Source organism: Streptomyces sp. NPDC086023 (genome assembly GCF_044540325.1).
Taxonomy (GTDB): Bacteria; Actinomycetota; Actinomycetes; order Streptomycetales; family Streptomycetaceae; genus Streptomyces.
In genome coordinates this window covers 26,813-51,296 of sequence record NZ_JBITRX010000001.1, presented here as the reverse complement: position 1 = coordinate 51,296, position 24,484 = coordinate 26,813, and the positions used below count along the sequence as shown (strand labels likewise).

Genomic DNA, 24,484 nt, shown 5'->3' with positions numbered 1-24,484 from the left:
GGCCAGGCCGGTGAAGGCGAGAACGCCGACGCAGACCAGGACCAGCAGGGAGGTGAAGACTGCCTCAAGCACGGGGTGCTCCTCGGACGAATCGGTTGGTTCCCCGGCCGCACGGCCGGGGGGAGGGCCGGTCCCAGAGTATCGGGCCGGGACCGGACCCTCTCTGCGAGGTGCGCTCCACCGTCACATCGGGGGACGGGGGCGCGTACGAGGGCGGCGGGCTCAGCCGAGCAGCTGGTCTTGGAGTACGACCGTCTGGTGGAACGGGACCGCGGGGGCGGCGCCCTTCCGGGACTGGATGACGAGGGCGATCACGTCGCCCGCTTCGACGTACGCGTGCCGGACGTGCTCGTCGCCGCGCGGCTCACCCTCGTCGAAGACGGTGATGCTCGTGTTGTCCGCCTCCGCGTCCGCCGGGTAGGCCTCGTCGAGCAGCTCGAACGACTCGATGCCGAGGGGCTTGACGACGGCCTCGGAGGCCCCGCTCAGGTTCGTGCGCATGACCTCGGAAACGACCTGGCTGCTGCCGAAGCGGAGCAGGAAAACGCGGGTGGACGTGCCGTCCGGCATCGTCCAGCCGCGGGCGACGACCTGGCGCAGCCCGTGGTCCACCAGCGCCTGGCGCAGCTCTTCCCGGTCGCCCGGGTCGTACTGGGCGAGGAAGCGCTCCGTCGGAGCGACGTGCGTCTTCGCGTCCCCCAGCGTGGTGTCCGGGCGCGCCCCTGCGGGGGACGGGACGAGCAACGCGGCGAGGTCCGCGTAGTGGACCCGGCCGGGGTTCTCGGGGACGAAGGGCAGCGGCGCCCCCGGGGGCAGCGGCGGCCGGGCGACCGCCGGATACGCCCAGCGCCCGTCGTCCCGGGTGCTCAGCGCCGGCAGGTCGGTCCGCTCCTGGGCGGTGATCGCGTACGCCACACCGCTGCCGACCGCTCCGCAGACGAGCACGGCGGCGGTCCAGCGGGCGAGGGCGCGCAGCGCACCGCGGTCCTTCGGCGGCTGCGGGGCGGGACCGGAGGCGGGCTCCGCCTGGGCACCGACCCCGGGAGCGGCCTCCGGGACGGCTCCGGCGACGACCTCGGGGGTGGTCCCGGAAGTCGCCTCCGGCTGGGGAATCGTCTGCTCGGTCACACGCGCTCCCCGGGGGACGTCAGGTGGTCGAGCTGCTCGCGCAGGATCGACGCGGCTTCGGTGGTCTGGAACGGCTTCGGACCGGTCGCCATCATGCTGACGAGCACGTCGCCCTCGTACGCGCTGCAGAACATGCCGTCGAGCTTCGAGCCGTCCGTCTTCGGCAGCAGGAAGCAGGAGGCCTTCCCGTGGCCCTCGATCTTCGGCCCCTTGCGGAAGATGCCGAGCCAGTCGGCGAACTCCTTCTGGTACTGCGCGAGCTTGCGGCCGTCCTTCGCGTTCTTGATCTGCGCGAGCTTGATCTCCACGACCAGGTCGCCGCCCAGGGCCCGGTAACTGCGCATGGCCATGCCGCCCAGCCCCAGCTTGTCCACGGCCTTGCTCTGCTTGCTCCGCTGCGCGGCGGGCAGGTTGCGGGAGGACTCCTTGAACTGCGCGACGGCCTGCCGCTCGGAGAGCTCGACGTCGCGCCCGAACTCGTCGATGTCAGGACCGAGCTCGTAGCCGCCGGGCACGGGGAGGAGGCTGCCGGCCAGGCCCGCGGGCCGCGTCGGGGCGGGCGTCGCCGAGGCGGTCGGAACCGGGGCCTCCGCGAGGACGACGGTGGGCGCGGTGCGGTCGGCTTCGGCGAGCCTGGCGTCGGCCCAGACACCGCCTGCCGCCAGGGAGGCGAGGACGAGGACGGCCGCTCCCAAGGCGACCGCCTTGCGGTGGGCACCGCGCCGGGCCGCGGGGTCGGCGGGAGCGGCGGCCGGAGCCGGCGTCGCCGTGGCGGCAGCCTCGGGGGTCTCAAGAGGGCTCTCGGGCTGCTCGGTCACAGTCGCTCCCACTGTCGCTTCGCCAGGTCCATGAGGGCCTTCTCGGACACCGGGCGGGTGTTGTTCCGGTAGTAGACCCGCATCACCACGTCACCGCGGCGGGCAATGGCCTGGCCCTGGTAGACGGGCTCGTAGCCGGCCTTCCGGAAGGGCTGGTCGTGCACGAAGACGCGTCCGTTGCCACTGCCGGGCAGGGGTTTGCCGTCGTTGCCCGCGTCCTTCTCCTCGTAACCCTGCTGCTGCTCGGCGAAGTCGGCGGCGGCGAGCTGTGTCGTGTCGTTGAACTGCGTGAGTTCGACGACCACGAAGACCTCGCCGCGCTCCTGCCACTCGACCCGGGCCACCCTGCGCAGGTCCTCGTTGGCGAAGTGCCGGAAGGCGCGGTCCGGCCAGTCGAAGTCCGCGGCGTACGTGACGAGGGGCACCCAGTCCGCCTTGCCGGCGCCGAAGTCCTTCGCGCCCTTCGGCTTCTTCACCAGCAGCTCGCGGAGGTCGCCGTCGGACTTCACCCACCGGTGGACGTTCAGGGTCCGGGCGTTGGTGCGGCCGGGCACACCGGGGGCGGTCTTCGACGGAGCCAGCCGCTGGGCCAGCGGCGGGAGCGGGGTGGGCTCGCGGTCGTACTGGACGGCGTAGCCCGTGACGGTGCCGGCGAGGGCGCCGAGGACCGCGGCGGCGGCGATCAGGAGGGTGGTGCGGCCGCGGCGGCGCGGGCGTACGGCGGCGGCCGGTACCGCTTCCGGTACGGACTCCGGCTCCGCGGGCAGTTCGTTCGCCACCGGGAATTCCGGACTAACCGGCTCCGGTCGGACCTCCCCCTGTTTCCGCTGCTCAGGGATGGTCTGCTCTGGTTCCAAAGGGTCCCCCCACAGGACGTTGCGCCACAGGTTTCGTTACCTGTGCACACAGCAGACCACGGGGCGACGAACAGAGTTGTGCCGTTCCGGATCACGGTTTGATCTCCGCGCGGACGCTATTCGTCCCGCCGCCGCTTTCCGTCCAGTTCGTCCCACCACTCGTCGGACTGCGGGTCCCCTGAAGGGTCGTCCCACCAGCGGTCGTCGGGCCCGCGGCGGTTCGCGATCATCGCCGCGACCGGCGGGATCACCATCGCGACCACGCACATCCCGACCGCCGCCTCCACCGACCACAGCCGCACGAAGGCCCAGGCGGAGACGAAGAGGACGAGGCATCCGCCCATCATCAGGAAGTAGACGCGTCGGCGCCGGGCGTACATGTCTCCAGCGTACGGAAATCCCCCCGCACCGGAACGGCACGGGGGGAGCCGGCGACGGCGCGGAGGGCCGCACCCCGTCCAGTGGCGTCCAACCCCCTGGGGTGCGGCCCTCCGGCCTGTTCTGGTGACCGCGGGCGGTCAGCTCACACCGCGATCGCGACGTCCGTCACGCCGCCCTGCTCGACCACGACGACCTTGCGGTCGGCCTGGCTGCCGGGCACCAGCGCGCGCAGCGTCCACTCGCCGGTGGCGGCGTAGAAGCGGAACTGGCCGGTCGCCGACGTCGGGACCTCCGCGGTGAACTCGCCGGTCGAGTCCAGCAGCCGGACGTAACCGCTGACGGGCTCGCCGTCCTTGGTCACCTGGCCCTGGATGGCGGTCTCACCGGGCTTCAGCGTCGCGAGGTCGGGCCCGCCGATCTGTGCTCCACACATGTTCTCTGTCCTGTCCTAGAGAGGTCGTACGAGGGCGTCGCGTGCCCGGATTACTTGTTGGCGCCGAGCTCGATCGGCACGCCGACGAGGGAGCCGTACTCGGTCCACGAGCCGTCGTAGTTCTTGACGTTCTCCTGGCCCAGCAGCTCGTGCAGGACGAACCAGGTCAGCGCGGAGCGCTCACCGATGCGGCAGTAGGCGATGGTGTCCTTCGACAGGTCGACCTGCTCGTCCTCGTAGAGGGCCTTGAGCTCGTCGTCCGACTTGAAGGTGCCGTCGTCGTTGGCGTTCTTGGACCACGGGATGTTGCGGGCGCTCGGCACGTGGCCGGGGCGCTGCGACTGCTCCTGCGGGAGGTGCGCCGGGGCGAGCAGCTTGCCGCTGAACTCGTCGGGCGAGCGGACGTCGACCAGGTTCTGGGCGCCGATCGCGGCCACCACGTCGTCGCGGAAGGCGCGGATGGAGGTGTCCTGGGCCTGCGCCTTGTACTCGGTGGCCGGGCGGTTCGGGACCTCGGAGCCGTCGACCAGGTCGCGGGAGTCGAGCTCCCACTTCTTGCGGCCGCCGTCGAGGAGCTTGACGTCCTGGTGGCCGTACAGCTTGAAGTACCAGTAGGCGTAGGACGCGAACCAGTTGTTGTTGCCGCCGTAGAGGACGACCGTGTCGTCGTTGCCGATGCCCTTGGCGGAGAGGAGCTTCTCGAAGCCCTCCTGGTCCACGAAGTCGCGGCGGACCGGGTCCTGGAGGTCCTGCTTCCAGTCGATCCGGACGGCGTTGCGGATGTGGTTCTTGTCGTACGCGGACGTGTCCTCGTCCACCTCGACGACGACGACCTTGGGGTCGTCCAGGTGGGCCTCGACCCAGTCGGCGTCGACGAGGACGTCGCTGCGGCTCATGGTGATCTCCTCCGGGGCAGTGTGCGGCGGGCTGTGCGGGTGCTGCGGTGTGGTGCGTGCGCGGTTCCGGGTGCGCCCGGGCGTCCGCGGTCCGGCGGCGCGGGGAGGCGGGCCGGGGCGGGGCTGGCGTCGGGGGTGCGTGTCACGCGGGACGGCCGTCGTGTTCGTACGGCCGGGGAGGGAGCTGCGCGCTTACGTGAAGCGCCGGTCGCTCACATCGATCGACAGAGCATGGCGGCGACGCGGCACAGGTCTACTGCCCGCCGCTTCGTGAGGTCCGCCTGTCGCTTCATGACAATGGATCGTAGGGACGATCCGGGGCCCCTGTCACCGGCGTGTCATATATCGAGACGGGATCGTCCGGATTGCGGGATGGAGTGCGGCCCCCGAAGGCACCGGAAGCCCTGCGGGGCCTGGGCGGCAGGGCATCCATCTGCGGTTCGGACTGCGCCGTCTCACTATGCGGCCAAGGCCCGCTCGGGCGGGGCCTGAGCGGGCCTTGGGAGGAGCCGGGGACGGGGGGCCGGGGCGGAGCCGCTGCGGGTCCGTGGGGGCGCGCCCGGGCACGGGGCTCGGCGCGGCCCTCCGGGCGGTTTCCGGGGCGGGCCCGGTCAGCGGGCGCCGAGGTTCACGTCGGTGCCCTTCAGGACGGCCCGTACGCCCTCGCCGTCCGAGGTGACGGAGGTCAGGCCGAGGCCCTTGGGCAGGGCGTCCACCGGCCGGTCGAAGTCGGTCTTCTTCCGGATCAGCTCCTCCAGGCCCGGGAATCCCTCGCCCGGCACGTGCTCGGCGCGCACCCGCACGACGTTGCCCTTCACCAGGCTGACCGTGGAGGTCACGCTGCGGGAGAAGGTGCGGCCGAGGATCTCGACGGAGGCGGTCACCTTCACCTTGCCCGGCGCGCCCCCGTAGGCGACCGTCACGCCGGTCTGCGAGGCCGCGGTCAGGTCGGCGTACGAGAGGAAGGCCTCGCCGTCGGCCCGGGCGGCGGTGCCGCCGTTGTAGTCGGCGCTCAGCTTCACGTCGTGGAAGCTCGCGTCGATCGAGGTGATGCGCACCCTGCGGCCGGCGGTGTCCGCCTCGATGCCGCGCAGGTGGGCGTCGACCTGTTCCAGCTCGTAGCCCACGACCTGGGTGAGGAAGGGGAATCCCCTGATGTCCACGTCCGTGCTGCCCGCCAGGCCCTGGCTGAAGTGGACCCTGGCGGCCAGCTTGTCCTCCGCGTATCCCACGGCGAACCGGTCGACGGCGACCAGCAGGCCCGTCAGGACCACCCCGATGATCAGCAGTATCCGCAGTGCTCGCACGGTGTTGTAGCCCCCCATGTGTGTCCGTGCCGGATCGTGTGGCGGCGCGGTCGGTGGTCCCGCCGCGCCGCCTTCCCGCCTACCCCGTCCTCAGCCGACGACCCGCCCCACCAGGTAGACCGCCGGCGCGGCGGCGGCCAGCGGCAGCGCGACGCCCGCGGTCATGTGGACGAACTTCGACGGGTAGTCGTACGCGGCCACGCGCAGCCCGATCAGGGTGCACACGCCCGCCGCGAGGCCGACGAGCGCACCGCCCACGCCCACGGAGGTGAGCCCCCCGACGGCCAGGCCCGCGCCCGCCGCGGACAGCAGCGAGGCGGCCACGGAGGGGGCCGGGGGCAGCGGCAGGGCCCGTACCAGGGCCGCCACGCCCACGGCGGCGGCGCCGGTGGTGACGGCCGCCGGGTCGGCGGCGAGGTAGCCGGCGCAGACGATCGCGAGGGCGGCCGAGGCCACGCTCGCCATCAGCCCGTACACCCGCTCGTCCGGGTCGGCGTGGCTGCGGAGCTGGAGCACGAGGGTCAGCAGCACCCAGACGCCGAGGGTGCCGATGATCGCTCCGGGCGCGTGGAGCTCGGCCACCGCCAGCACGGCGGCGTCGGCGGCCAGGGCTCCGGCGAAGGCGAGGGCGATGCCCTGGCGGGCCGGCCACATGCCGTTGAGCCGGAACCAGCCCGCCGCGGTCAGTCCCTGGAGGGCCACCAGCGGGAGCAGCAGGGCATACGCGCCGAACGCGGCGGCGAGCGCCATCAGGGCGCCGAGGCCCGCCGTGAGCAGCGCGGACTGCGGGCCCGGGTCGATGATCGGCGACCGGCCCTCGGCCCGCGCCTGCCGGGGGTCCCGGATCCGGGTGTTCCCGAGGGTCACGGGAGAGGAGTACGCGGGGCCCCCGGGCCCGGTCTCCTCGACGGCGGCGCCGGTGCCGGTGCCGTGCGGCGCCGGGGCGTCGTCCCGGACCGGCGGGAGGTAGGCGGTGGCGGCGGCGTCGGTGCCCTGCGCGGCCGGCTCGCCGTCCCGGACCGGCGGGAGGTAGGCGGTGGCGGCGGCGTCGGTGCCGTAGGGCGCGGGAGCGTCGTCCCGGACGGGCGGGAGGTAGGCGGTCGCCGCTGCGTCGGTGCCCTGCGGGGCGGAGCCATACGAGGCGTCCGCGCCCTGCGGAGCCGAGGTGTACGGGGGGTGCGCACCCTGCCGGGCAGGGGTGTACGGGGCATCGGCACCCTGCGGGCCGGCCGCGTACGAGGCCTCCGCGTCCTGCGGGGCCGGGGTGTACCCGGCGTCGCCCGACAGGCGGGCGTACGGGTCGGCGCCCTCGGAGGACGGGGCGGGGCCCGCTCCGGTGCCGGCCTCGGGCCACACGGGCGAGGCGCCGGTGCCGGGCTCCTGCCACCACCCCGAGGCGGAAGCGGAGGTGCCGCCGGTCTCCGGCCACGGGCCGGCTCCGGTGCCCCGGTCGTCCGCGGCGGCCCAGGACGGGGTGCCCGGGGCCGGGGTGCCCGGGGCCGGGGTGCCCGGGGCCGGGGTGTCGTACTGGCGGGCCCACGAGGGGGCCGCGGGCTCCGGCGGGACACCGGGCGCACCCGTACCCGTGCCCCTACCGACCTCGGGCCAGCCGGAACCGGAGACTCCGGCGTCACCGGCACCCGTACCGGCCCCGCCCCACGGGGCGGCCCCGCCCCCGGCCTGCCCGCCCTGGCCGGCCGAGGCGCCGGGCCACGGGGAAGCCGCACCCGCGCCCGTCCCCGCCTCGGGCCAGGCCGCCGCGCCGGAACCCGTCCCGGCTGCCGGCCAGGCGGCGGAGGATCCGGCCCCCGGCCACTCCTGCCCGGCGCCTGAGGCGTCAGGCCACGCCCGCTCGGGCGACGGCGACGGCGACGGCGACGGCGCCGGATACGCGGCGGAAGAAGAGGAACCGGCAGCGGCCTGCGGCGGCACCGTCGGCTGGTAGGTGGTGTCCCAGGTCTCGGAGGACCAGGTCTGCGTGGCGTACGGGTCGGGGTCCCCCGGCGCCGGCGAGGAGGAGGGGCGTTCGGTCATCTCGGCTCACCCTCCCGCGAACGGCGGAAGGACCTCGACGCTGCCGCCCTCGGTCAGCCGCACCGACTCGTGCGGACGCGTGCCCACCGGGGCGTCGTCCACCAGGAACGAGCAGCGCTTCAGCACCTGGACCAGCTCCCCGGGGTGCCGCTCGCGGGCCGCGTCCAGCGCCTCGGCCAGGGTCGCGGCCGCGTACGGCTCCTCCGCGATCCCGGCCGCGGCCTTGGCCGCCGCCCAGTAGCGGATGGTTCCCGCTGCCACAGCAGCTCCTTTCGTCGGGCCTCCATGATGCCGCCTCGTGCTGCGGCTACCTCACAGCCGTCGCGGCCAGCCAGTCCGCCAGCCGCGCGAGCAGGTCGTCGTCCACCGCGTTCTCGGCGTGGCCCATGCCCGGCTCCACCCACAGCTCGGCCGGCCCGGCCGCGGCCAGCATGTGTCCGTGGTCCACCGGGAAGTAGGGGTCCCGGTCCCCGTGCACGATCAGTACGGGCGTCGGGGCGATCAGCGGCACCGACTCGTACGGGGCGAGCGGCACCGGCGACCACCGCGCCCCGGAGATCCGCGTGCCCAGCCCCGCCCGGGCCACCAGGCGCCCGGCCGGCGTGGTCACGACCCAGTGCAGCCGCCGCATCGGCGCGGTCCCGCGGTAGTACCAGCGCGCCGGCGCACTGACGGCGGCCACCGCATCCGTACGTGCCTCCGTGCGCCCCCCTTGTCCCGCGGCCCCGAGCGCCGCGTGCCGGAGCACCACGGAGCCGCCCATCGAGAAGCCGACGGTCGCGACGCGGGGGTACCCCAGGGCCCTCGCCCAGGCCACCGCGGCATCCAGGTCGAGCACCTCGCGGGCGCCCACCGTGGACCGCCCGCCGGACCGCCCGTGGCCCCGGAAGGAGAACGTGATCACGCCCGCACGCTGGGCGAAGGCCGCCGCGGCCCGCCGCACGGCAGGCCGGTCGGCAGAGCCCGTGAAGCCGTGCGCGACCACGATCGCGACCGGGTGCGGACCCGCCGCTCCGGGGCCCTCCGACGGCACCGCGCAGGGCAGGTGGACCGCCTCGATCGGCACCCCGTCCGCCGTGCGGAGCGTGGTGCGGACCACAGAACCGGGTTTCGCTCGGCCCTCTCCAGCGGCATTCATGTGGGCTATTCTGCTGGGCAGAGGATCCGGGCAACGTTGCCCCCGGGTCCTTTTGTGCTTTCAGCACGTTGAACACAGCACGAACACCGGGACCGGTGGAACCCTTGGTTCATACCGCTTCCGGTGGCGGGCCCCAGGGCGCGGGGACCGCACCTCGTACGAAGCAGTGCCGCGAACGTCCTCGACGGGACCGAGGAGGAACCGACGTGATGGGCCAGCGAAACACGCACGACCGTCCGAACCTGGCAGGTGGTCGGCGATGAGCTCCCTCCTGCTTCTGACCAACGCCCTCCAGCCCTCGACCGAGGTGCTGCCCGCCCTCGGCCTGCTCCTGCACAGCGTCCGGGTGGCGCCCGCCGAGGGCCCGGCCCTGGTGGACACCCCGGGCGCCGACGTGATCCTCATCGACGGCCGCCGGGACCTGCCGCAGGTGCGCTCCCTGTGCCAGCTGCTGCGCTCCACCGGGCCCGGCTGTCCGCTGCTGCTGGTGGTGACCGAGGGCGGCCTGGCCGCCGTCACCGCCGACTGGGGCATCGACGACGTGCTGCTCGACACCGCGGGACCCGCCGAGGTCGAGGCGCGGCTGCGGCTGGCCATGGGCCGTCAGCAGATCGGCTCCGACGACTCCCCCATGGAGATCCGCAACGGCGACCTGTCGGTCGACGAGGCGACGTACTCCGCCAAGCTCAAGGGCCGGGTACTGGACCTGACCTTCAAGGAGTTCGAGTTGCTGAAGTACCTCGCGCAGCACCCGGGACGGGTCTTCACCCGGGCCCAGCTGCTGCAGGAGGTGTGGGGGTACGACTACTTCGGCGGCACCCGGACGGTCGACGTGCACGTACGGCGGCTGCGCGCGAAGCTCGGCCCGGAACACGAGTCGCTGATCGGCACCGTGCGCAACGTCGGCTACCGCTTCGTCGCCCCGGAGAAGGTGGAGCGGGCGGCCGAGGAGGCCCGGAGCAAGGCCGCGGCGGACGCTGCGTCCGAGGCCGGAGCCCCCGTCGCCCGTTAGGGGTACGCGATCGTGATCGTCCGGTGGGCAGACTCCCTGCCCACGCGACGGTCACCCCGCGTAGAATTCCGCGCGTGGCCAAGGTGACGCGGGATGACGTAGCGCGACTGGCGGGTACTTCGACCGCGGTCGTGAGTTACGTCATCAACAACGGACCAAGGCCGGTCGCCCCGGCCACGCGCGAGCGTGTACTCGCCGCGATCAAGGAACTGGGGTACCGGCCCGACCGCGTGGCCCAGGCGATGGCCTCGCGGCGCACGGACCTCATAGGCATGATCGTCCCGGACGCCCGGCAGCCCTTCTTCGCCGAGATGGCACACGCGGTCGAGCAGGCCGCGGCCGAGCGCGGGAAGATGGTGCTCGTCGGCAACTCCGACTACCGCACCGAGCGCGAGGTCCACTACCTGCGGGCCTTCCTCGGGATGCGGGTCTCCGGCCTGATCCTGGTCAGCCAGGGCATGAGCGAGCAGGCCGCCAGCGAGATCGAGGCCTGGGACGCCCGGGTCGTGCTGCTGCACGAGCGGCCCGAGGCGATCGACGACGTCGCCGTCGTCACCGACGACATCGGCGGCGCCCAGCTCGCCACCCGCCACCTGCTGGAGCACGGCCACGAGTACGTGGCGTGCATCGGCGGCATCGAGAACACCCCCTCCGTCGGCGACCCGGTCGCCGACCACGTCGAGGGCTGGCGGCGGGCCATGCTGGAGTCCGGCCGGTCGGTCGAGGGACGGCTCATCGAGGCCCCGTACAACCGCTACGACGCCTACCGCGTGGCACTGGAGGTGCTGGCGCGCCCGGACCGGCCCACGGCGATCTTCTGCGCCACCGACGACCAGGCGATCGGCGTCCTGCGCGCGGCCCGCGAGCTGCGCATCGACGTCCCGAGCGAGCTGGCGGTCGCCGGCTTCGACGACGTCAAGGAGGCCGCGCTCACCGACCCGCCGCTGACCACCATCGCCTCCGACCGGCCGGCGATGGCCCGGGCGGCCGTCGACCTGGTGCTGGACGACGCGCTGCGGGTCGCAGGATCGCGGCGCGAACGGCTGAAGCAGTTCCCCTCCGCGCTGGTCGTCCGGCGCTCCTGCGGCTGCGACCCGGTGGGCTGATCCGGCGCACGCCGGACCTCCGCCACGCGTCTTTACATCGGGCATACAGCCTTCTGTCGGGCTTCTCAGCGCGCACTCAGGAAGCTCTCATGATCGGCGGCGAGAGTCGTGGCCATGACCGACAGCCACCGCCGCGAAGGCGAGCACCCGCAGCAGGAGAACCCGACCCAGCAGCAGCCGGTCTTCGGCGACGACTTCCGGCGCGGCCGTGAGCGGCCGGCCCACGAGACCGGAGCCGGCTCCGGCCACCCGGCGCCGCCGCCGTACCCGCCGGCCGCGCCCGGGTGGTTCGAGGCCCACGCGCCGCAGGTGATCCGCGGCGAGACGGTCCCGCCGGCCGGTGCGCACGGGACCGGCGGCGCCGCGGGGCACGGTGGCGACGTTCCCGCCGGCGACGGGTACGGGTACGGGCACGGTGGCGACCTGCACGCCGGCGGCGGCCACGGCGGCTCCGGCCGGGGTACCGGCTGGAGCACTCCGGCGGCCGCGCCCGGCGAGGGTCCGGCCCACGCCGCCCGCGCCAAGCGCCCGGTCGCGCTGCTGGCGGCGGTGGCCATGGCGGCCGCGCTGATCGGCGGCGGCACCTCGGTGGCGATCCAGGAGTTCCTCACCGACGGCGGCACCGCCGGCCCCGGCGTCCCGGGCACGAACGTCTCCCAGACGAGCAACGGCACGGTCAGCGGCGTCGCCCGGCAGGTGATGCCCTCCATCGTGGAGATCGGCGCCACCACCGGCTCGGGCAAGGCCACCGGCTCCGGCGTGATCGTCACCTCCGACGGCGAGATCGTCACCAACAACCACGTGGTCGCGGGGGCGAGCGAGATCACCGTGCGGACCTCGGACGGCAAGACCTACAAGGCCAAGGTGCTCGGCACCGACCCCGACAAGGACCTCGCCCTGATCAAGCTCGAAGGAGCGAGGGGGCTCAAGGCAGCCAGGCTCGGCGACTCCTCCAAGGTGAACGTGGGCGACCAGGTCGTGGCCATCGGCTCCCCCGAGGGGCTGACCGGCACGGTCACCAGCGGCATCGTCTCCGCCCTGGACCGCGACGTCACGGTCGCCAAGTCCGAAGGGCAGAACGAACAGCAGCAGCAGTGGCAGCAGGGCGGCGGCTGGCCCTTCGAGTTCGGCGGGCGCCAGTTCAACGGCGACACCGGCTCGTCGAAGACCACGTACAAGGCCATCCAGACCGACGCCTCGCTCAACCCGGGCAACTCGGGCGGCGCGCTGATCAACATGAACGGCGAGATCATCGGCATCAACTCCGCGATCTACTCGCCCTCCACCGGCCAGTCGAGCGCCGGCAGCGTCGGGCTCGGCTTCGCCATCCCGGTGAACACCGTCAAGAAGGACCTCGACTCCCTGCGCGACGGCGGCAGCGGCGGCTCCGGCGGCTCCGGCAGCCAGGACTCCGGCCGCGGCTCCGGCGGCGGCCTGTTCGGCACCGGCTTCTGACCGCGCCGTGTAAGTCTGGAGGCCCGGGACCCCCCGGGCCTCCACCCTCTTGAGAAGGACCGGACCCGATGAACCCCGCCGACGGCGACCCGCAGCGCATCCTGATCGTCGACGACGAGCCCGCCGTCCGCGAGGCCCTGCGCCGCAGCCTCGCCTTCGAGGGGTACGGCACGGAGACCGCCGTCGACGGGCTCGACGCCCTGGAGAAGGTGGCCGCGTACGAGCCCGACCTCATCGTGCTCGACATCCAGATGCCCCGGATGGACGGGCTGACCGCGGCCCGGCGGCTGCGTGCCGCCGGCTCCACCACGCCCGTGCTGATGCTCACGGCCCGCGACACCGTCGGCGACCGGGTCACCGGTCTCGACGCGGGCGCGGACGACTACCTGGTCAAGCCCTTCGAGCTGGACGAGCTGTTCGCCCGGATCCGCGCCCTGCTGCGGCGCAGCGCGTACGCCGCCCCCGCGGCCGGCGACGGGCAGCCGGAGGACGTGCTGTCCTTCGGCGACCTGCGGATGGACCTGGCCACGCGCGAGGTGACCAGGTCGGGGCGGCCGGTGGAGCTGACCCGCACCGAGTTCACGCTGCTGGAGTTGTTCCTGGCCCACCCGCGGCAGGTGCTGACCCGGGAGCAGATCCTGAAGTCCGTGTGGGGCTTCGACTTCGAGCCCAGCTCCAACTCCCTGGACGTGTACGTGATGTACCTGCGCCGCAAGACCGAGGCGGGCGGCGAGCCCCGCCTGGTCCACACCGTGCGGGGCGTCGGCTACGTGCTGCGCGCGGGCGACGGCGGGGGCGCCGAATGAGCCCGCTGCGCCGGATCCGGAGCTTCCGCGCGCTCCCGCTGCGCTCCCGGCTGGCCATCCTGGTGGCCGCCGCGGTGGCCTTCGCGGTGGCGGCGGTGGCGGCCGCGTGCTGGTTCATGGTGCGCGGCCAGCTCAGGACGCAGTTGGACGAGTCGCTGAAGGCGATAGACCCCGACGCCGCGGCGCGGGCGGCCAACCAGGTCCTGTCCAGCCCGATCGGCTGCCGGCCGACCGCCCCCGCGGAGAGCGTCGAGGTCGGCGGCAACCTCAACGCGAGCGTCCAGCTGGTCCTGGCCGGCGGCTCGCACTGCTGGGTGGCCGGCCCGCAGACCCTGCCCGTCACCGCCGACGACCTCGCCGTGGCGCGGGGCGACCTGGCCTCCTCGCTGCACGACGTGACCACCGAGGCCGGCACGAAGCTCCGGGTCTACACCCAGCCGGCCACCACCACGCAGCCGAACGGCACCCGCCAGCTCCTCGCCCTCTCGATCGCCAAGCCCCTGGCCGACATCGACAAGCCCCTCGGCACGCTGGCCTGGGTGCTGCTGGGCCTCGGCGGCATCGGCGTGGTCGGCGCCGGGGCGGCCGGCCTGTGGGTGGCCCGGACCGGGCTGCGCCCGGTGGACGAACTCACCGGTGCGGTCGAGCACATCGCCCGTACCGAGGACTTGACCGTCCGGATCCCCGACGAGGGCGAGGACGAGATCGCGCGGCTCTCGCGCTCCTTCAACTCGATGACGGCCGCCCTGGCCTCCTCCCGGGACCGGCAGGCGCAGCTGATCGCGGACGCCGGTCACGAGCTGCGCACCCCGCTGACCTCGCTGCGCACCAACGTCGAGCTGCTCGCGCGCAGCGAGGAGACCGGCCGGGCCATCCCTCCGGAGGACCGCAGGGAGCTGCTGGCCTCGGTGAAGGCGCAGATGACGGAGCTGGCCGCGCTGATCGGCGACCTCCAGGAACTGTCCCGCCCCGACGCGGCGGCGCCCGGGCCGCTCCAGGTGGTGGGCCTGCACGACATCGCGGAGAGCGCGCTGTCGCGGGCCCGGCTGCGCGGGCCGGAGCTGGCCTACATGGCCGCGCTGGAGCCCTGGTACGTACGGGCCGAGCCGGCGGCGCTGGAGCGGGCGGTGGTCAACGTGCTGGACAACGCGGTGAAGTTCAGCCCGTCCGGCGGTGCTGTGGAGGTGGAGCTGCACGGGGGCGAGCTGACCGTGCGGGACCACGGTCCCGGCATCCCGGCGGACGAGCTGCCGCACGTCTTCGACCGCTTCTGGCGCTCCCCGTCCGCCCGCGCGCTGCCGGGCAGCGGGCTGGGGCTGTCGATCGTGGCCCGTACGGTGCAGCAGGCGGGCGGCACGGTGGAGCTGCGGCCCGCGGAGCCGGGGACGGTGGCGGTGCTCCGCCTGCCGGGCGCGCCGACCCCGCCGCCCGAGGTGCCGGGGGGCTAGGGGGTGGCGAGGGCGCGTTCCTTCAGTGTCCGGAAGCGGTCGAGGGCGGCGCGGTCGGCGGGGGTGAGCAGGCGGGCCTCGACAGCGGCCTGGACGGTGGCGACGACTTCCGCGAGGTCCGTGTCGGCCTCGCAGCGGGCGTCCGCCTCCGCCGTACGGATCTCCTCGGCGCCCAGCGCCCTGAGCTTCGCGGGGTCGTTGCCGGCCGCGGCCAGCCTGGCCCCCAGGGCCTTGCGCGGAGCCTGGAGGCCGTCCTCGGCGTAGCCGGGGTACCCGGCCTCCGCCATGCAGGCGGCCCAGCGGGCGACCGCGGCGCGGTGGGCGGGGTCCTGCTCGACGGTGGTGAGGACGCGGTTGGCGAGGGCGTGCGCACCCGCCTCCGGCCAACTTGTCGTACTGGAGCAGGTTGGCGTTGTCGTCGTAGACCTTGCCGGGCGTGCCCCCGCCGTTGATCTGCGGGTACGCGCACAGCGCTCCCGCGGGGCAGTCGGACCAGCCCGCGCTCGCGGTCCCGGCGCCCGCCAGAGGCCGTGGGACGCGGGGGAAGCCGCTAGGGGGTGCCTCCCGACGGGTGGGGAGGGATGAGGGCGATGTGGGATGCCGCCGGGATGCGCCGGCCCGCCCGTGCGAGCAGGGCGCCGAGTGCGAGGCCGGCGAGGAAGGCCGTGGCTGCGGCGAGTTCGCGTACCGGAGGCCGGCCGGGTCGCGGCAGGGACCGATCCGTGGCGGGCTGCGCGGGGGCGGGGTGCGCGGGGGCGCCGGCCTCCAGCCGGGCCCTGGCCCACAGGTCGAGCAACTGGTTGGGCTCGTCGCCGAGTGCGGTGACGAGTTGCTCCACGACCTGGCGGGTGACGGGTTTCTTGCCGTTGAGGAAGCGCTCCCAGGAGGACCGGCTGTAGTGGGTGAGGGCGGCGAGCTTCTCGTAGCTCAGCCCTGCGCTCTCCTTCATCCGGCGCATCTCCCTGACGAGGCGGTCTTCCGCGGTGGTGGGCACGCTCATGTCTGGTCTCCTTGTTCGCACGCGAGGTGGGGGGCGGTGCAGGAGGCGGTGCCGAGGCTGTGCGTGGGGCGGGGGGGTGGGGGGTGGGGGGTGGGGGTGTTGGGGGACGTGGGGGTGGGGGGAGCGCCGCCGGGCGCGGTCAGCCGTTGTGGCGGAGCAGCGCGTCGACGAGGCCGGCGCGGGTGTTCGGGAAGTCCATGGGGACGATGCCGAGGCCGGTCCTGCCCGCCATCTCCGCGCCGTCGACGAAGGCGTGGACCTGCGGGTTGAGGCGGTCGGAGTTCCAGCGGGGCGGGAGCAGCGCGGCGGTGCTCGTGTAGTTCACGAAGAGCCTGCCGGGCTCCCGGACGGCCTTGCGGAAGTGCTCCTCGATGCGGGTGCGCTTGGCGAAGGGCTCCGCCGTGTAGTCGTCCTGGATGTCGAAGACCTCGGCGGATCCGTACCTGACGCCGGGCAGCCCTGCGTTGTCGGCGAGCAGGACGACCTTCCCGCGGGCGCCGCCGAGGTCCGGCAGGGCGGGGTCGAGGTGGAAGAGCGGGCGCCAGCCCCGCCGGTCGAGGTAGTCGTCGAAGACCGCCCGGAAGGTGGCGTCGCTCTCCTCGCTGTACTCCTGCTTCAGGCGCATCAGGACGGTCTCGCGGGGATGCGCGGCGAGGAAGTCCCGGCAGGCGGCGAGCACGTCGCCGAACATCAGGTTCTGGTAGTACGCGCCGTGGTGGATCGCGAACGAGCCGCCGGTGACGCGGCAGCGTACGTCGAGGAAGCGGATCCCGTAGGACAGCTGCTCGGCGATCGAGGTGTTCTGGCACGCCACGTAGAGGCCGCCGTAACGGGCCCCGGAGTCGTGGGTGCCGGGGATGGTCATCCGCCGGAGGGGCGTCGTGTCCGCGAGGGCGCCCATCCAGTCCTGGGCCCCGGCGGCGGCCGCCGTACCGGTGCCCAGTGCCACCGAGGCCCCGGCCGCCACTGCTCCGACAAGAAACGCGCGCCGATCCAGGCTCATGGCCCGTCCCCCCTGGGTTCGCTGTCCCCGCAGTCGCGCGAATTATGGCGTGCTCACGTCACACAAGGAACAGGCCCCACTCGGCCACTCGATCTATACAAACGTATTGCACGACCGTCTTATACGCTCGTATAGTCAGAGTCGCCGGCAGCCCGCCGGTCCCGGAACCGCAAGGAGACCGTCATGAGCAGCGAGTTCACGCGTTCCACCCTGTACGTCGGCGGCCGCGCCCTGTCCTTCCTGGACACCGGCGGCGCGGGCCGGCCGCTCCTCGCGCTCCACGGCCACCTCTCCGAGGGCGCCTCCTTCACCGGACTGGCCGCCGCCCTGGGCCCCGGATGGCGCGTCATCGCCCCCGACCAGCGCGGCCACGGCGACTCCGACCGCGCCCCCGACTACACGCGCGCCGGCTACCTCGCCGACCTCCTGGCCCTGCTCGACCACCTCGGCCTCGACCGGACCGTCGTCCTCGGGCACTCCCTCGGCGGCGTCAACGCCTACCACCTCGCGGCCGCCCGCCCCGGGCGCGTCGAGGCCCTGGTGAACGTGGACGCCCCGGCCGACCTCCCCGACCACGGCACCAGCCCGCTGGCCTTCGTCCTGGGCTTCCCGTACACCGCCCCCTCCCGGGAGGAACTCGTCGCCGCCTGCGGCCCGCTGGGCCCCGCGCTCGCCCCGGCCCTGCGCCCGTTGCCCGACGGGGGCGGCTGGCGGCTGCCCTTCCACCCGCAGGACACGGTGGACTCCGAGAACCTGGTGCACGGCGACCACTGGGCGCAGTGGCTGGCGAGCGACTGCCCCGCCCTGCTCGTCCACGGTCTCAAGAGCCAGGCCCTGCCCACCGAGCAGGCCCTCGACATGGCCGCGCGGCGCCCGGGCACCGCGTACACCGCCCTGGAGACCGACCACTTCGTGCAGCTCCAGGACCCGGAGGGGTTCGCGGCGGCGGTGCGGGCGTTCCTCGACACCCTCTGAGGCGCCGGCTCCGGCGCGGCCACCGGGGGGCCGCCGTGGGGGCGCCGGCACCGGGGCGGCCGCGGCCGGGAACGCCGGAGGGGGCGGCCGGCCGGTGTGGCCCGCCGCCCCCTCCGGGACGCGCTGTGCTGCGTACGCCTTACTTGATGACGGTGATGCGGTCCGCGGCCGGGGGCGCCAGCGGGGCGGCCGCCGAGGAGTGCGCACCGAGGTAGGCGTTGAAGACGTCCAGGTCGGACGCGCCCACCAGCTTGTTCTTGTGCTCCTTCAGGACGGTGAAGCCGTCACCGCCGCCCGCGAGGAACTCGTTCATCGCGACGCGGTAGGTGCGCGCCGGGTCGATGGCCTGGCCGTTCAGCCGGACCGAGTCGACGACGATGCGGTCGGCACCCGTCTTCGTCATGTCGAGGGTGTAGGTGAAGCCCTTGGAGACCTGGAGGATCTTCGGGCTCGTGCCGTTGACCGGGCCGGTGACCTGCTGCTGGAGCATGGTGATCAGCTGGGCGCCGGTCAGGTCCACGACGTTCATCATGTTGGTGAAGGGCTGGACCGTGAAGGCCTCGCCGAAGGTCACCACGCCGTCGCCCTCGGCCCCGGAGGCCTTGTACGCGAGGTCCGAGCGGATGCCGCCCGGGTTCATGACGGCCAGCTCCGCGCCGCCCTTGGCGGCCGGGGACAGGGCCTCCAGCTGCGCGTCCGCGATCAGGTCGCCGAGCGGCTTCTCCGGCGCGCTCGAACCGCGGCCGTTGATGTCACCCGAGATGTAGCCGACCGGGCGGTTGGCGACCGGGGCGGCCAGCGCGTTCCAGCGCTGGATCAGCTCGGTCATGTCCGAGGCCTTGGGCTGGTCGCGGTTGACCACGTGGTTGGCCGACTTGACCGCGGTGCGGACGATGTCCTTGGTCGCGCGGTCGTAGGTCAGCGTGGTCTCGGTGAACAGGCGGCCGAGCGAGGCGGCCGAGGTGACCGTGCGCGGCTGGCCGGCCGGGTCCGGGATGGAGCAGGCGTAGGCCTGGTGGGTGTGGCCGGTCACCAGGGCGTCGACCTTCGCGTCGATGTTCTTGGCGATGTCCACGATCGCGCCCGAGATGCCCGCGCCGGCACCCGGGGTGTTGCAGTCGTAGTTGTACGCGCCGGAGGCGGGCAGGCCGCCCTCGTGGATGAGCGCGACGATCGACTTCACGCCCTGCGCGTTGAGCTGCGCGGCGTACTTGTTGATCGTCTCGACCTCGTCGCCGAACTTCAGGCCCTTGACGCCCTCGGCGGTGACGACGTCCGGGGTGCCCTCCAGGGTCACGCCGATGAAGCCGATCTTGACGCCGTCCTTCTTCCACACCCAGGTGGGGGAGAGGAGGGGGCGCTTGGTCTTCTCGTCGGTCACGTTGGCGGCGAGGTACGGGAACTTCGCGCCCTCGAAGGTCTTGCCGTACTCGAAGCAGCCCTCGACGGCGTGGCAGCCGCCGTACTGCATGCGGCGCAGCTCGTTGCGGCCCTCGTCGAACTCGTGGTTGCCCACGCTGGTGACGTCGAGGCCGAACTTGTTCATCGCCTCGATGGTCGGCTCGTCGTGGAACAGACCGGACAGCATCGGGCTGCCGCCGATCATGTCGCCGGCGGCCGCGGTGATGGTGTGGGTCTTGCCCTCGCGCGCCTTGCGCAGGGAGGTCGCCAGGTACTCGACACCACCGGCGGGTATCGCCTTGGTCGTGCCGTCCGCCTGCAGCTCGGTGACGTTGCCGGAGGAGCCCTGCGGGGGCTCCAGGGTGCCGTGCAGGTCGTTGAGGGACAGCAGCTGTACGTCGACCAGCCGGTCGGACGCCGCACTCGGGGCCGCCCCGGCGGGCAGCGCGGCCACGATGAGGGCGCCCGCCCCTGCCGTGACGGCGAGGGCGGCGGCGGTCAACCGGCGTGCCCGGCGGTGTCGTTGGGTGGTCGCTGTCATCAGTTCCCCTTCGAGGCAGCGTGCGATCGGGAGGTCAGGTGCGGAAATCGCGTCCGCAGCCTACGGTCAACGCGCGTAGCGCGACAGGGGGTGGCAGGTTACCGTTCAGTTGCGCTGCGGCGTAGGGGGACGAAACGGACCGGTGCGGGCGGACGCCTGGCCGGGGTTGCCCGGGGGGCGCGGGCCCGGCGCCGTACGCTCGACGTATGACTGACGCAGCAGCGGCGCTGGAGCCCGGACGGCAGATCCAGGAACTCGACGAACTGACGCAGGAACAGGCCGGAGCGGTCCTCGGCCTGATCGAGGAGGCCAGGCTCACCGACGGCACCACCGCCGTGTCGGAACAGGGCCGCCTCCAGCTCACCGGGGGCCGTCGCGAGGGCATCCGCCACTTCCTGCTCACCGAGCACGGCCGGCTGGCCGGGTACGCCCAACTGGAGGACACCGACCCGGTGGAGGCGCCCGCCGCCGAGCTGGTCGTCCACCCCGCGCTGCGCGGCCGTGGCCACGGACGCGCCCTCGGCACGGCCCTCCTGGCCGCGTCCGGCAAGCGGATCCGGGTCTGGGCACACGGGGGCAAATCGGCCGCCCGGCACCTCGCCCAGGTCCTCGGCCTCACCCTCTTCCGCGAACTCCGCCAGCTGCGCCGCCCCTTGAACGACGGCGCGCCCATCCCCGAGCCGGTGCTCCCCGAGGGCGTCACCGTCCGCACCTTCGTGCCGGGCCGGGACGACGAGGCGTGGCTCGCGGCGAACGCCGCCGCCTTCGCCCACCACCCCGAGCAGGGTGCGCTGACCCAGCGGGACCTGGACGACCGCAAGGCGCAGCCCTGGTTCGACCCGAAGGGCTTCTTCCTCGCCGAGCGCGAGGGGCACCTCGTCGGCTTCCACTGGACCAAGGTCCACGCGGCGGAGCGGCTGGGCGAGGTCTACGTGGTCGGCGTGCTCCCCGGCGAGCAGGGCGGCGGCCTGGGCAAGGCCCTCACCGCCATCGGCCTGCACCACCTGGAGGACGCCGGCCTGCCGACGGCGATGCTCTACGTGGACGCGGACAACCCGGCCGCCCTCGCCGTGTACGAGCGCCTCGGCTTCCTGACGCACGAGGTGGACCTGATGTACCGCTCCGAGTCCTAGCTGTATTGCCTCGGGAGGCGGGCCGGGCCGGGTAGGGGACACGCTCCCGGCCCGGCCCGGCCCGGATGGCGGGCGCGGGGTGCCGGTGCCGGTGCCGGGGAGCTTCCCGTACCGCCGGGAGGCCTCCCGTACCGCCGGCGAGCGGCCCGTACACCCGTTCAGGTGACGGGAAGGTCACGGGCTTGCCCCGCGGGTCCCCTGCAAGCCACACGCCATTAACCGGGCATTCAGACGCCCTTGCGACGCTCGCGCAATGCAGCCCGTCGCCGACCCGTCCAAGCGCAACGGACTCCGTCAACCGACCGACCCCGTCGCCCTGCGCCTCACCGCGCCCCCTTCCGACGCGCCTGTACTGCCGCGTGCGCGGAAGAATGGACGCATGAGCCAGCAGAGCAGCACAGAGGTCCCCGGCCAGCAGAGCCCCCAGGGGTCGGGTGCCAGGCACCCGCAGCCCTCCGTAGGGTCCATAGCCGCGCACCGGCCGCACACCGTCGCCGCGGTCGTGTCCGACCTGGAGCCCGACCTGGACGCGGATCTGGACTCCTACGACGAGGACGGCTCGGCCACCGAGCTGCCCACCGGCCGGTTCCTCGACCGCGAACGCAGCTGGCTCGCGTTCAACGAACGCGTGCTGGAGCTGGCCGAGGACCCGGCGACCCCGCTCCTCGAACGGGCCAACTTCCTGGCCATCTTCGCCAGCAACCTGGACGAGTTCTTCATGGTCCGGGTGGCCGGCCTGAAGCGGCGCATCGCGACCGGCGTCGCCACCCGCTCGGCCTCCGGCCTCCAGCCCCGCGAGGTGCTGGAGCTGATCTGGACCCGCTCCCGCGAGCTCATGGCCCGGCACGCCGCCTGCTACCAGCAGGACGTCGCCCCGGCGCTCGCCGAGGAGGGCATCCACCTGATCCGCTGGCCGGAACTCACGGAGAAGGAACAGGCCCGCCTGTTCACGCTCTTCCGGAACCAGATCTTCCCGGTGCTGACCCCGCTGGCCGTCGACCCCGCGCACCCCTTCCCGTACATCTCCGGCCTCTCCCTGAACCTGGCCGTCGTCGTGCGGAACCCGGTCAGCGGCCACCGCCACTTCGCGCGCGTCAAGGTGCCGCCGCTCCTCTCGCGCTTCCTGGAGGCCTCCCCGCAGCGCTACGTCCCGCTGGAGGACGTCATCGCCGCGCACCTGGAGGAGCTCTTCCCCGGCATGGAGGTGCTCGCGCACCACATGTTCCGGGTGACCCGCAACGAGGACCTGGAGGTCGAGGAGGACGACGCCGAGAACCTCCTCCAGGCCCTGGAGAAGGAGCTCATGCGGCGCCGCTTCGGCCCGCCCGTCCGCCTGGAGGTCGAGGAGTCCATCGACCCCGGCGTACTTGACCTGCTCGTCCAGGAGCTCAAGGTCAGCCCCGCGGAGGTCTACCCGCTGCCCGGCCCGCTCGACCTGACGGGCCTGTTCGGCATCGCCTCCCTCGACCGGCCCGAGCTGAAGTACCCGAAGTTCATCGCCGGCACCCACCGCGACCTGGCCGAGGTCGAGTCCGCCTCCGCGCCCGACATCTTCGCCGCGCTCCGCGAGCGGGACGTGCTGCTGCACCACCCGTACGACAGCTTCTCCACCTCCGTGCAGGCCTTCCTGGAGCAGGCCGCCGCGGACCCGGACGTGCTCGCCATCAAGCAGACGCTGTACCGCACCTCCGGCGACTCCCCGATAGTCGACGCCCTGATCGACGCGGCCGAGTCCGGCAAGCAGGTGCTCGTACTCGTCGAGATCAAGGCCCGCTTCGACGAGCAGGCCAACATCAAGTGGGCGCGCAAGCTGGAGGAGGCGGGCTGCCACGTCGTGTACGGCCTGGTCGGGCTGAAGACCCACTGCAAGCTGTCGCTCGTGGTCCGCCAGGAGGGCGAGCTGCTGCGCCGCTACTCGCACGTCGGCACCGGCAACTACCACCCCAAGACGGCCCGGCTCTACGAGGACCTCGGCCTGCTCACCGCCGACCCGCAGGTCGGCGCGGACCTCTCCGACCTCTTCAACCGGCTGTCCGGCTACTCGCGCCGCGAGACCTACCGCCGCCTGCTGGTCGCGCCGAAGTCGCTGCGCGACGGGCTGATCTCCCGGATCAACAAGGAGGCGGCGCACCACCGCGCCGGCCGCCCCGCCTACGTCCGCATCAAGGTCAACTCCATCGTCGACGAGGCCCTGATCGACGCCCTCTACCGCGCCTCCCAGGCGGGTGTGCCCGTCGACATCTGGGTGCGCGGCATCTGCGCCATCCGCCCGGGCGTCGCCGGACTCTCGGAGAACGTCCGGGTCCGCTCCGTGCTCGGCCGCTTCCTGGAGCACTCCCGGCTCTTCGCCTTCGGCAACGGCGGCGAGCCCGAGATCTGGCTCGGCAGCGCCGACATGATGCACCGCAACCTCGACCGCCGTATCGAGGCCCTGGTCCGGGTCACCGACCCGGCACACCGAGCGGCACTGGACCGGCTGCTGGAGACCGGCATGTCCGACGCCAGCTCCTCCTGGCACCTGGGCCCGGACGGGGACTGGACCCGGCACAGCACCGACGCGGACGGCATGCCGCTGCGGCACGTACAGGAGATGCTCATAGACGCCCGGAGGCGCCGGCGTGGCTCTGCAACACCATGACTCCAGCGCGGGGGACGTGCTCGGCGCCTACCTCCGCTCTCAGGCGACCGCCTTCCTGCGCGGACTGAGACTGCACGAGGAGAGCGGTGCCGACGCGGCCGAGGGGGTGGAGGCGGCCCGCGCGCTGCGGGCCGCGGCCCGCCGGATCAGCGGTTCGCTGGCCACCTTCCGACCGGTCACGGACTCCGCCTGGGCCGACGCGCTGCGCACGGAGCTGACCTGGCTGTCGGCGACGCTGGCCGACGAGCACGCGTACGCGGCCCGGCTGACCCGGCTGCTGGACGCGCTGCACCGGCTGTCGGGCGCCCCGGACGCGCCCGGCGTGCCCGGCCCGCGAGGAGCGGCGCGGGGGTCGCTCACCGTGGGTTCGGCGCGCGCCGCCGCGCTGCTGGAGCGGCAGCTGACCCTGGCCAGGACCCGGGCCCACTCGGCGACCCTGCACGCGCTGGGGTCCTCGCGGTTCCACGCCGTGGCCGACGCGGTGGCCGTGCTGGCCTCCGAGGTGCCGCTCGACCGCATCGCGGCGGCCGGGCGCACGGACGAGGTGCTGGTGCCGCTGTCGGCCCAGGTGGCGGACCGGCTGCACGTCGCCGCCGGCGAGCTGCCGCTCGTACGGGCCGCCCACCCGTACAACGCGGAGGCGCTGGTCGACGACGAGACCCAGGACGCGCCCTGGCACCGGGTGCGCAGCCTGCTGCGGGTGCACCGGTACGCGCAGGAGGCGCTCGGGGCGGACGTCACGCTGCTGACGGCCGCCTGCACGGCGCTGGACCGGCACCGGGAGGCGGCGGAGGCGGCCGCGGCCTCGGCGCAGGCGGCGCGCACGCCCCGGATCGCCCCGGCGACGGCGTACGCGCTGGGCGTGCTGCACGCCGACCAGCGGCACGAGGTGGAGGCGGCGCGCTTCGACTTCCAGCGGGTCTGGCAGCCTGCCGGCTCGGCGTCCGCGGTGGTCACGTGAGGGCCCGTACCGG

24 protein-coding genes and 1 pseudogene are annotated in these 24,484 nt (G+C 73.6%); 9 read left to right on the top strand and 16 right to left on the bottom strand.

Going from position 1 to position 24,484, the window contains the following annotated elements; genetic code table 11:
• Window positions 1-222: 222 nt before the first annotated feature.
• The 11 genes from ACIF6F_RS00270 to ACIF6F_RS00220 form a co-directional block, all read right to left on the bottom strand.
• Window positions 223-1,128: a hypothetical protein gene (locus ACIF6F_RS00270; RefSeq protein WP_399939023.1), complete on the bottom strand. Its 906-nt coding sequence runs from the start codon at window positions 1,126-1,128 to the stop codon at window positions 223-225.
• The gene (locus ACIF6F_RS00265) at window positions 1,125-1,946 is read right to left on the bottom strand and encodes a hypothetical protein (protein WP_399939020.1); all 822 of its coding nucleotides are present in this window, start codon (window positions 1,944-1,946) and stop codon (window positions 1,125-1,127) included. Before ACIF6F_RS00265 ends, ACIF6F_RS00270 begins: the two co-directional genes overlap by 4 nt.
• Complete coding sequence (locus ACIF6F_RS00260) at window positions 1,943-2,725, bottom strand: hypothetical protein (protein ID WP_399939017.1); 783 nt, start codon at window positions 2,723-2,725, stop codon at window positions 1,943-1,945. Before ACIF6F_RS00260 ends, ACIF6F_RS00265 begins: the two co-directional genes overlap by 4 nt.
• 194 nt (window positions 2,726-2,919) lie before the next feature.
• A complete protein-coding gene (locus tag ACIF6F_RS00255; RefSeq protein WP_399939014.1) occupies window positions 2,920-3,183 on the bottom strand; it encodes a DUF3099 domain-containing protein in 264 nt (87 codons plus the stop codon).
• 143 nt (window positions 3,184-3,326) lie between these two features.
• A complete protein-coding gene (locus tag ACIF6F_RS00250) occupies window positions 3,327-3,617 on the bottom strand; it encodes a DUF1416 domain-containing protein (protein ID WP_399939012.1) in 291 nt (96 codons plus the stop codon).
• Window positions 3,618-3,667: 50 nt separating this feature from the next.
• Window positions 3,668-4,513, bottom strand: coding sequence for a sulfurtransferase (locus ACIF6F_RS00245; RefSeq protein WP_399939009.1), 846 nt, complete (start codon window positions 4,511-4,513; stop codon window positions 3,668-3,670).
• Window positions 4,514-4,725: 212 nt separating this feature from the next.
• Window positions 4,726-4,806 (bottom strand): putative leader peptide, encoded by an 81-nt coding sequence (locus ACIF6F_RS00240; protein WP_365035947.1) that lies wholly within the window; start codon window positions 4,804-4,806, stop codon window positions 4,726-4,728.
• A gap of 318 nt (window positions 4,807-5,124) precedes the next feature.
• On the bottom strand, window positions 5,125-5,820 hold the full coding sequence (locus ACIF6F_RS00235; protein WP_399940478.1) for a DUF2993 domain-containing protein: 696 nt from the start codon (window positions 5,818-5,820) through the stop codon (window positions 5,125-5,127).
• A 90-nt stretch (window positions 5,821-5,910) separates the two neighbouring features.
• Complete coding sequence (locus tag ACIF6F_RS00230) at window positions 5,911-7,854, bottom strand: hypothetical protein (protein ID WP_399939006.1); 1,944 nt, start codon at window positions 7,852-7,854, stop codon at window positions 5,911-5,913.
• A gap of 6 nt (window positions 7,855-7,860) precedes the next feature.
• On the bottom strand, window positions 7,861-8,115 hold the full coding sequence (locus ACIF6F_RS00225; protein ID WP_399939003.1) for a MoaD/ThiS family protein: 255 nt from the start codon (window positions 8,113-8,115) through the stop codon (window positions 7,861-7,863).
• 46 nt (window positions 8,116-8,161) lie between these two features.
• On the bottom strand, window positions 8,162-8,992 hold the full coding sequence (locus tag ACIF6F_RS00220; RefSeq protein ID WP_399939000.1) for an alpha/beta hydrolase family protein: 831 nt from the start codon (window positions 8,990-8,992) through the stop codon (window positions 8,162-8,164).
• Window positions 8,993-9,251: 259 nt separating this feature from the next.
• On the opposite strand from ACIF6F_RS00220, the gene ACIF6F_RS00215 reads away from it, so the two are divergent.
• From ACIF6F_RS00215 to ACIF6F_RS00195, 5 genes are all read left to right on the top strand, one after another.
• Entirely contained in the window at window positions 9,252-10,004 is a 753-nt protein-coding gene (locus ACIF6F_RS00215; RefSeq protein WP_399938997.1) for a winged-helix domain-containing protein, read from the top strand.
• 74 nt (window positions 10,005-10,078) lie between these two features.
• Window positions 10,079-11,110 carry a LacI family DNA-binding transcriptional regulator gene (locus tag ACIF6F_RS00210; protein ID WP_399938995.1) on the top strand — a complete coding sequence of 344 codons (1,032 nt, stop codon included), beginning with the start codon at window positions 10,079-10,081 and terminating at the stop codon, window positions 11,108-11,110.
• Between the two features lie 114 nt (window positions 11,111-11,224).
• The gene (locus ACIF6F_RS00205) at window positions 11,225-12,565 is read left to right on the top strand and encodes a S1C family serine protease (RefSeq protein WP_399938993.1); all 1,341 of its coding nucleotides are present in this window, start codon (window positions 11,225-11,227) and stop codon (window positions 12,563-12,565) included.
• Window positions 12,566-12,633: 68 nt separating this feature from the next.
• Complete coding sequence (locus ACIF6F_RS00200) at window positions 12,634-13,371, top strand: response regulator transcription factor (protein ID WP_399938990.1); 738 nt, start codon at window positions 12,634-12,636, stop codon at window positions 13,369-13,371.
• Window positions 13,368-14,819: an ATP-binding protein gene (locus ACIF6F_RS00195; RefSeq protein ID WP_399938987.1), complete on the top strand. Its 1,452-nt coding sequence runs from the start codon at window positions 13,368-13,370 to the stop codon at window positions 14,817-14,819. The genes ACIF6F_RS00200 and ACIF6F_RS00195 overlap by 4 nt, the downstream gene beginning before the upstream one ends.
• Here the strand turns inward: ACIF6F_RS00195 and ACIF6F_RS00190 are convergent.
• The 4 genes and pseudogenes from ACIF6F_RS00190 to ACIF6F_RS00175 form a co-directional block, all read right to left on the bottom strand.
• Window positions 14,816-15,106, bottom strand: a complete 291-nt coding sequence (locus ACIF6F_RS00190) for a hypothetical protein (protein ID WP_399938984.1) — start codon at window positions 15,104-15,106, stop codon at window positions 14,816-14,818. The genes ACIF6F_RS00195 and ACIF6F_RS00190 overlap by 4 nt on opposite strands.
• A gap of 121 nt (window positions 15,107-15,227) precedes the next feature.
• Window positions 15,228-15,344, bottom strand: a pseudogene (locus tag ACIF6F_RS00185) (peptidase inhibitor family I36 protein); the annotation flags it as partial.
• Between the two features lie 25 nt (window positions 15,345-15,369).
• The gene (locus ACIF6F_RS00180) at window positions 15,370-15,819 is read right to left on the bottom strand and encodes a helix-turn-helix domain-containing protein (protein ID WP_399938982.1); all 450 of its coding nucleotides are present in this window, start codon (window positions 15,817-15,819) and stop codon (window positions 15,370-15,372) included.
• Window positions 15,820-15,958: 139 nt separating this feature from the next.
• Window positions 15,959-16,822 (bottom strand): phosphatidylinositol-specific phospholipase C, encoded by an 864-nt coding sequence (locus ACIF6F_RS00175; protein WP_399938980.1) that lies wholly within the window; start codon window positions 16,820-16,822, stop codon window positions 15,959-15,961.
• Window positions 16,823-17,005: 183 nt separating this feature from the next.
• Between ACIF6F_RS00175 and ACIF6F_RS00170 the strand changes: the two genes are divergently transcribed.
• Window positions 17,006-17,797: an alpha/beta fold hydrolase gene (locus ACIF6F_RS00170; RefSeq protein WP_399938978.1), complete on the top strand. Its 792-nt coding sequence runs from the start codon at window positions 17,006-17,008 to the stop codon at window positions 17,795-17,797.
• A gap of 139 nt (window positions 17,798-17,936) precedes the next feature.
• Here ACIF6F_RS00170 and ACIF6F_RS00165 read toward each other — a convergent pair whose 3' ends face one another.
• Entirely contained in the window at window positions 17,937-19,739 is a 1,803-nt protein-coding gene (locus ACIF6F_RS00165) for a bifunctional metallophosphatase/5'-nucleotidase (RefSeq protein ID WP_399938976.1), read from the bottom strand.
• A 206-nt stretch (window positions 19,740-19,945) separates the two neighbouring features.
• On the opposite strand from ACIF6F_RS00165, the gene mshD reads away from it, so the two are divergent.
• The 3 genes from mshD (at window position 19,946) to ACIF6F_RS00150 (ending at window position 24,471) form a co-directional block, all read left to right on the top strand.
• Entirely contained in the window at window positions 19,946-20,872 is a 927-nt protein-coding gene (gene mshD / locus ACIF6F_RS00160) for a mycothiol synthase (RefSeq protein WP_399938974.1), read from the top strand.
• Window positions 20,873-21,251: 379 nt separating this feature from the next.
• A complete protein-coding gene (locus ACIF6F_RS00155; protein WP_399938971.1) occupies window positions 21,252-23,510 on the top strand; it encodes an RNA degradosome polyphosphate kinase in 2,259 nt (752 codons plus the stop codon).
• Window positions 23,491-24,471 (top strand): CHAD domain-containing protein, encoded by a 981-nt coding sequence (locus ACIF6F_RS00150; RefSeq protein WP_399938970.1) that lies wholly within the window; start codon window positions 23,491-23,493, stop codon window positions 24,469-24,471. The genes ACIF6F_RS00155 and ACIF6F_RS00150 overlap by 20 nt, the downstream gene beginning before the upstream one ends.
• Window positions 24,472-24,484: the final 13 nt, after the last annotated feature.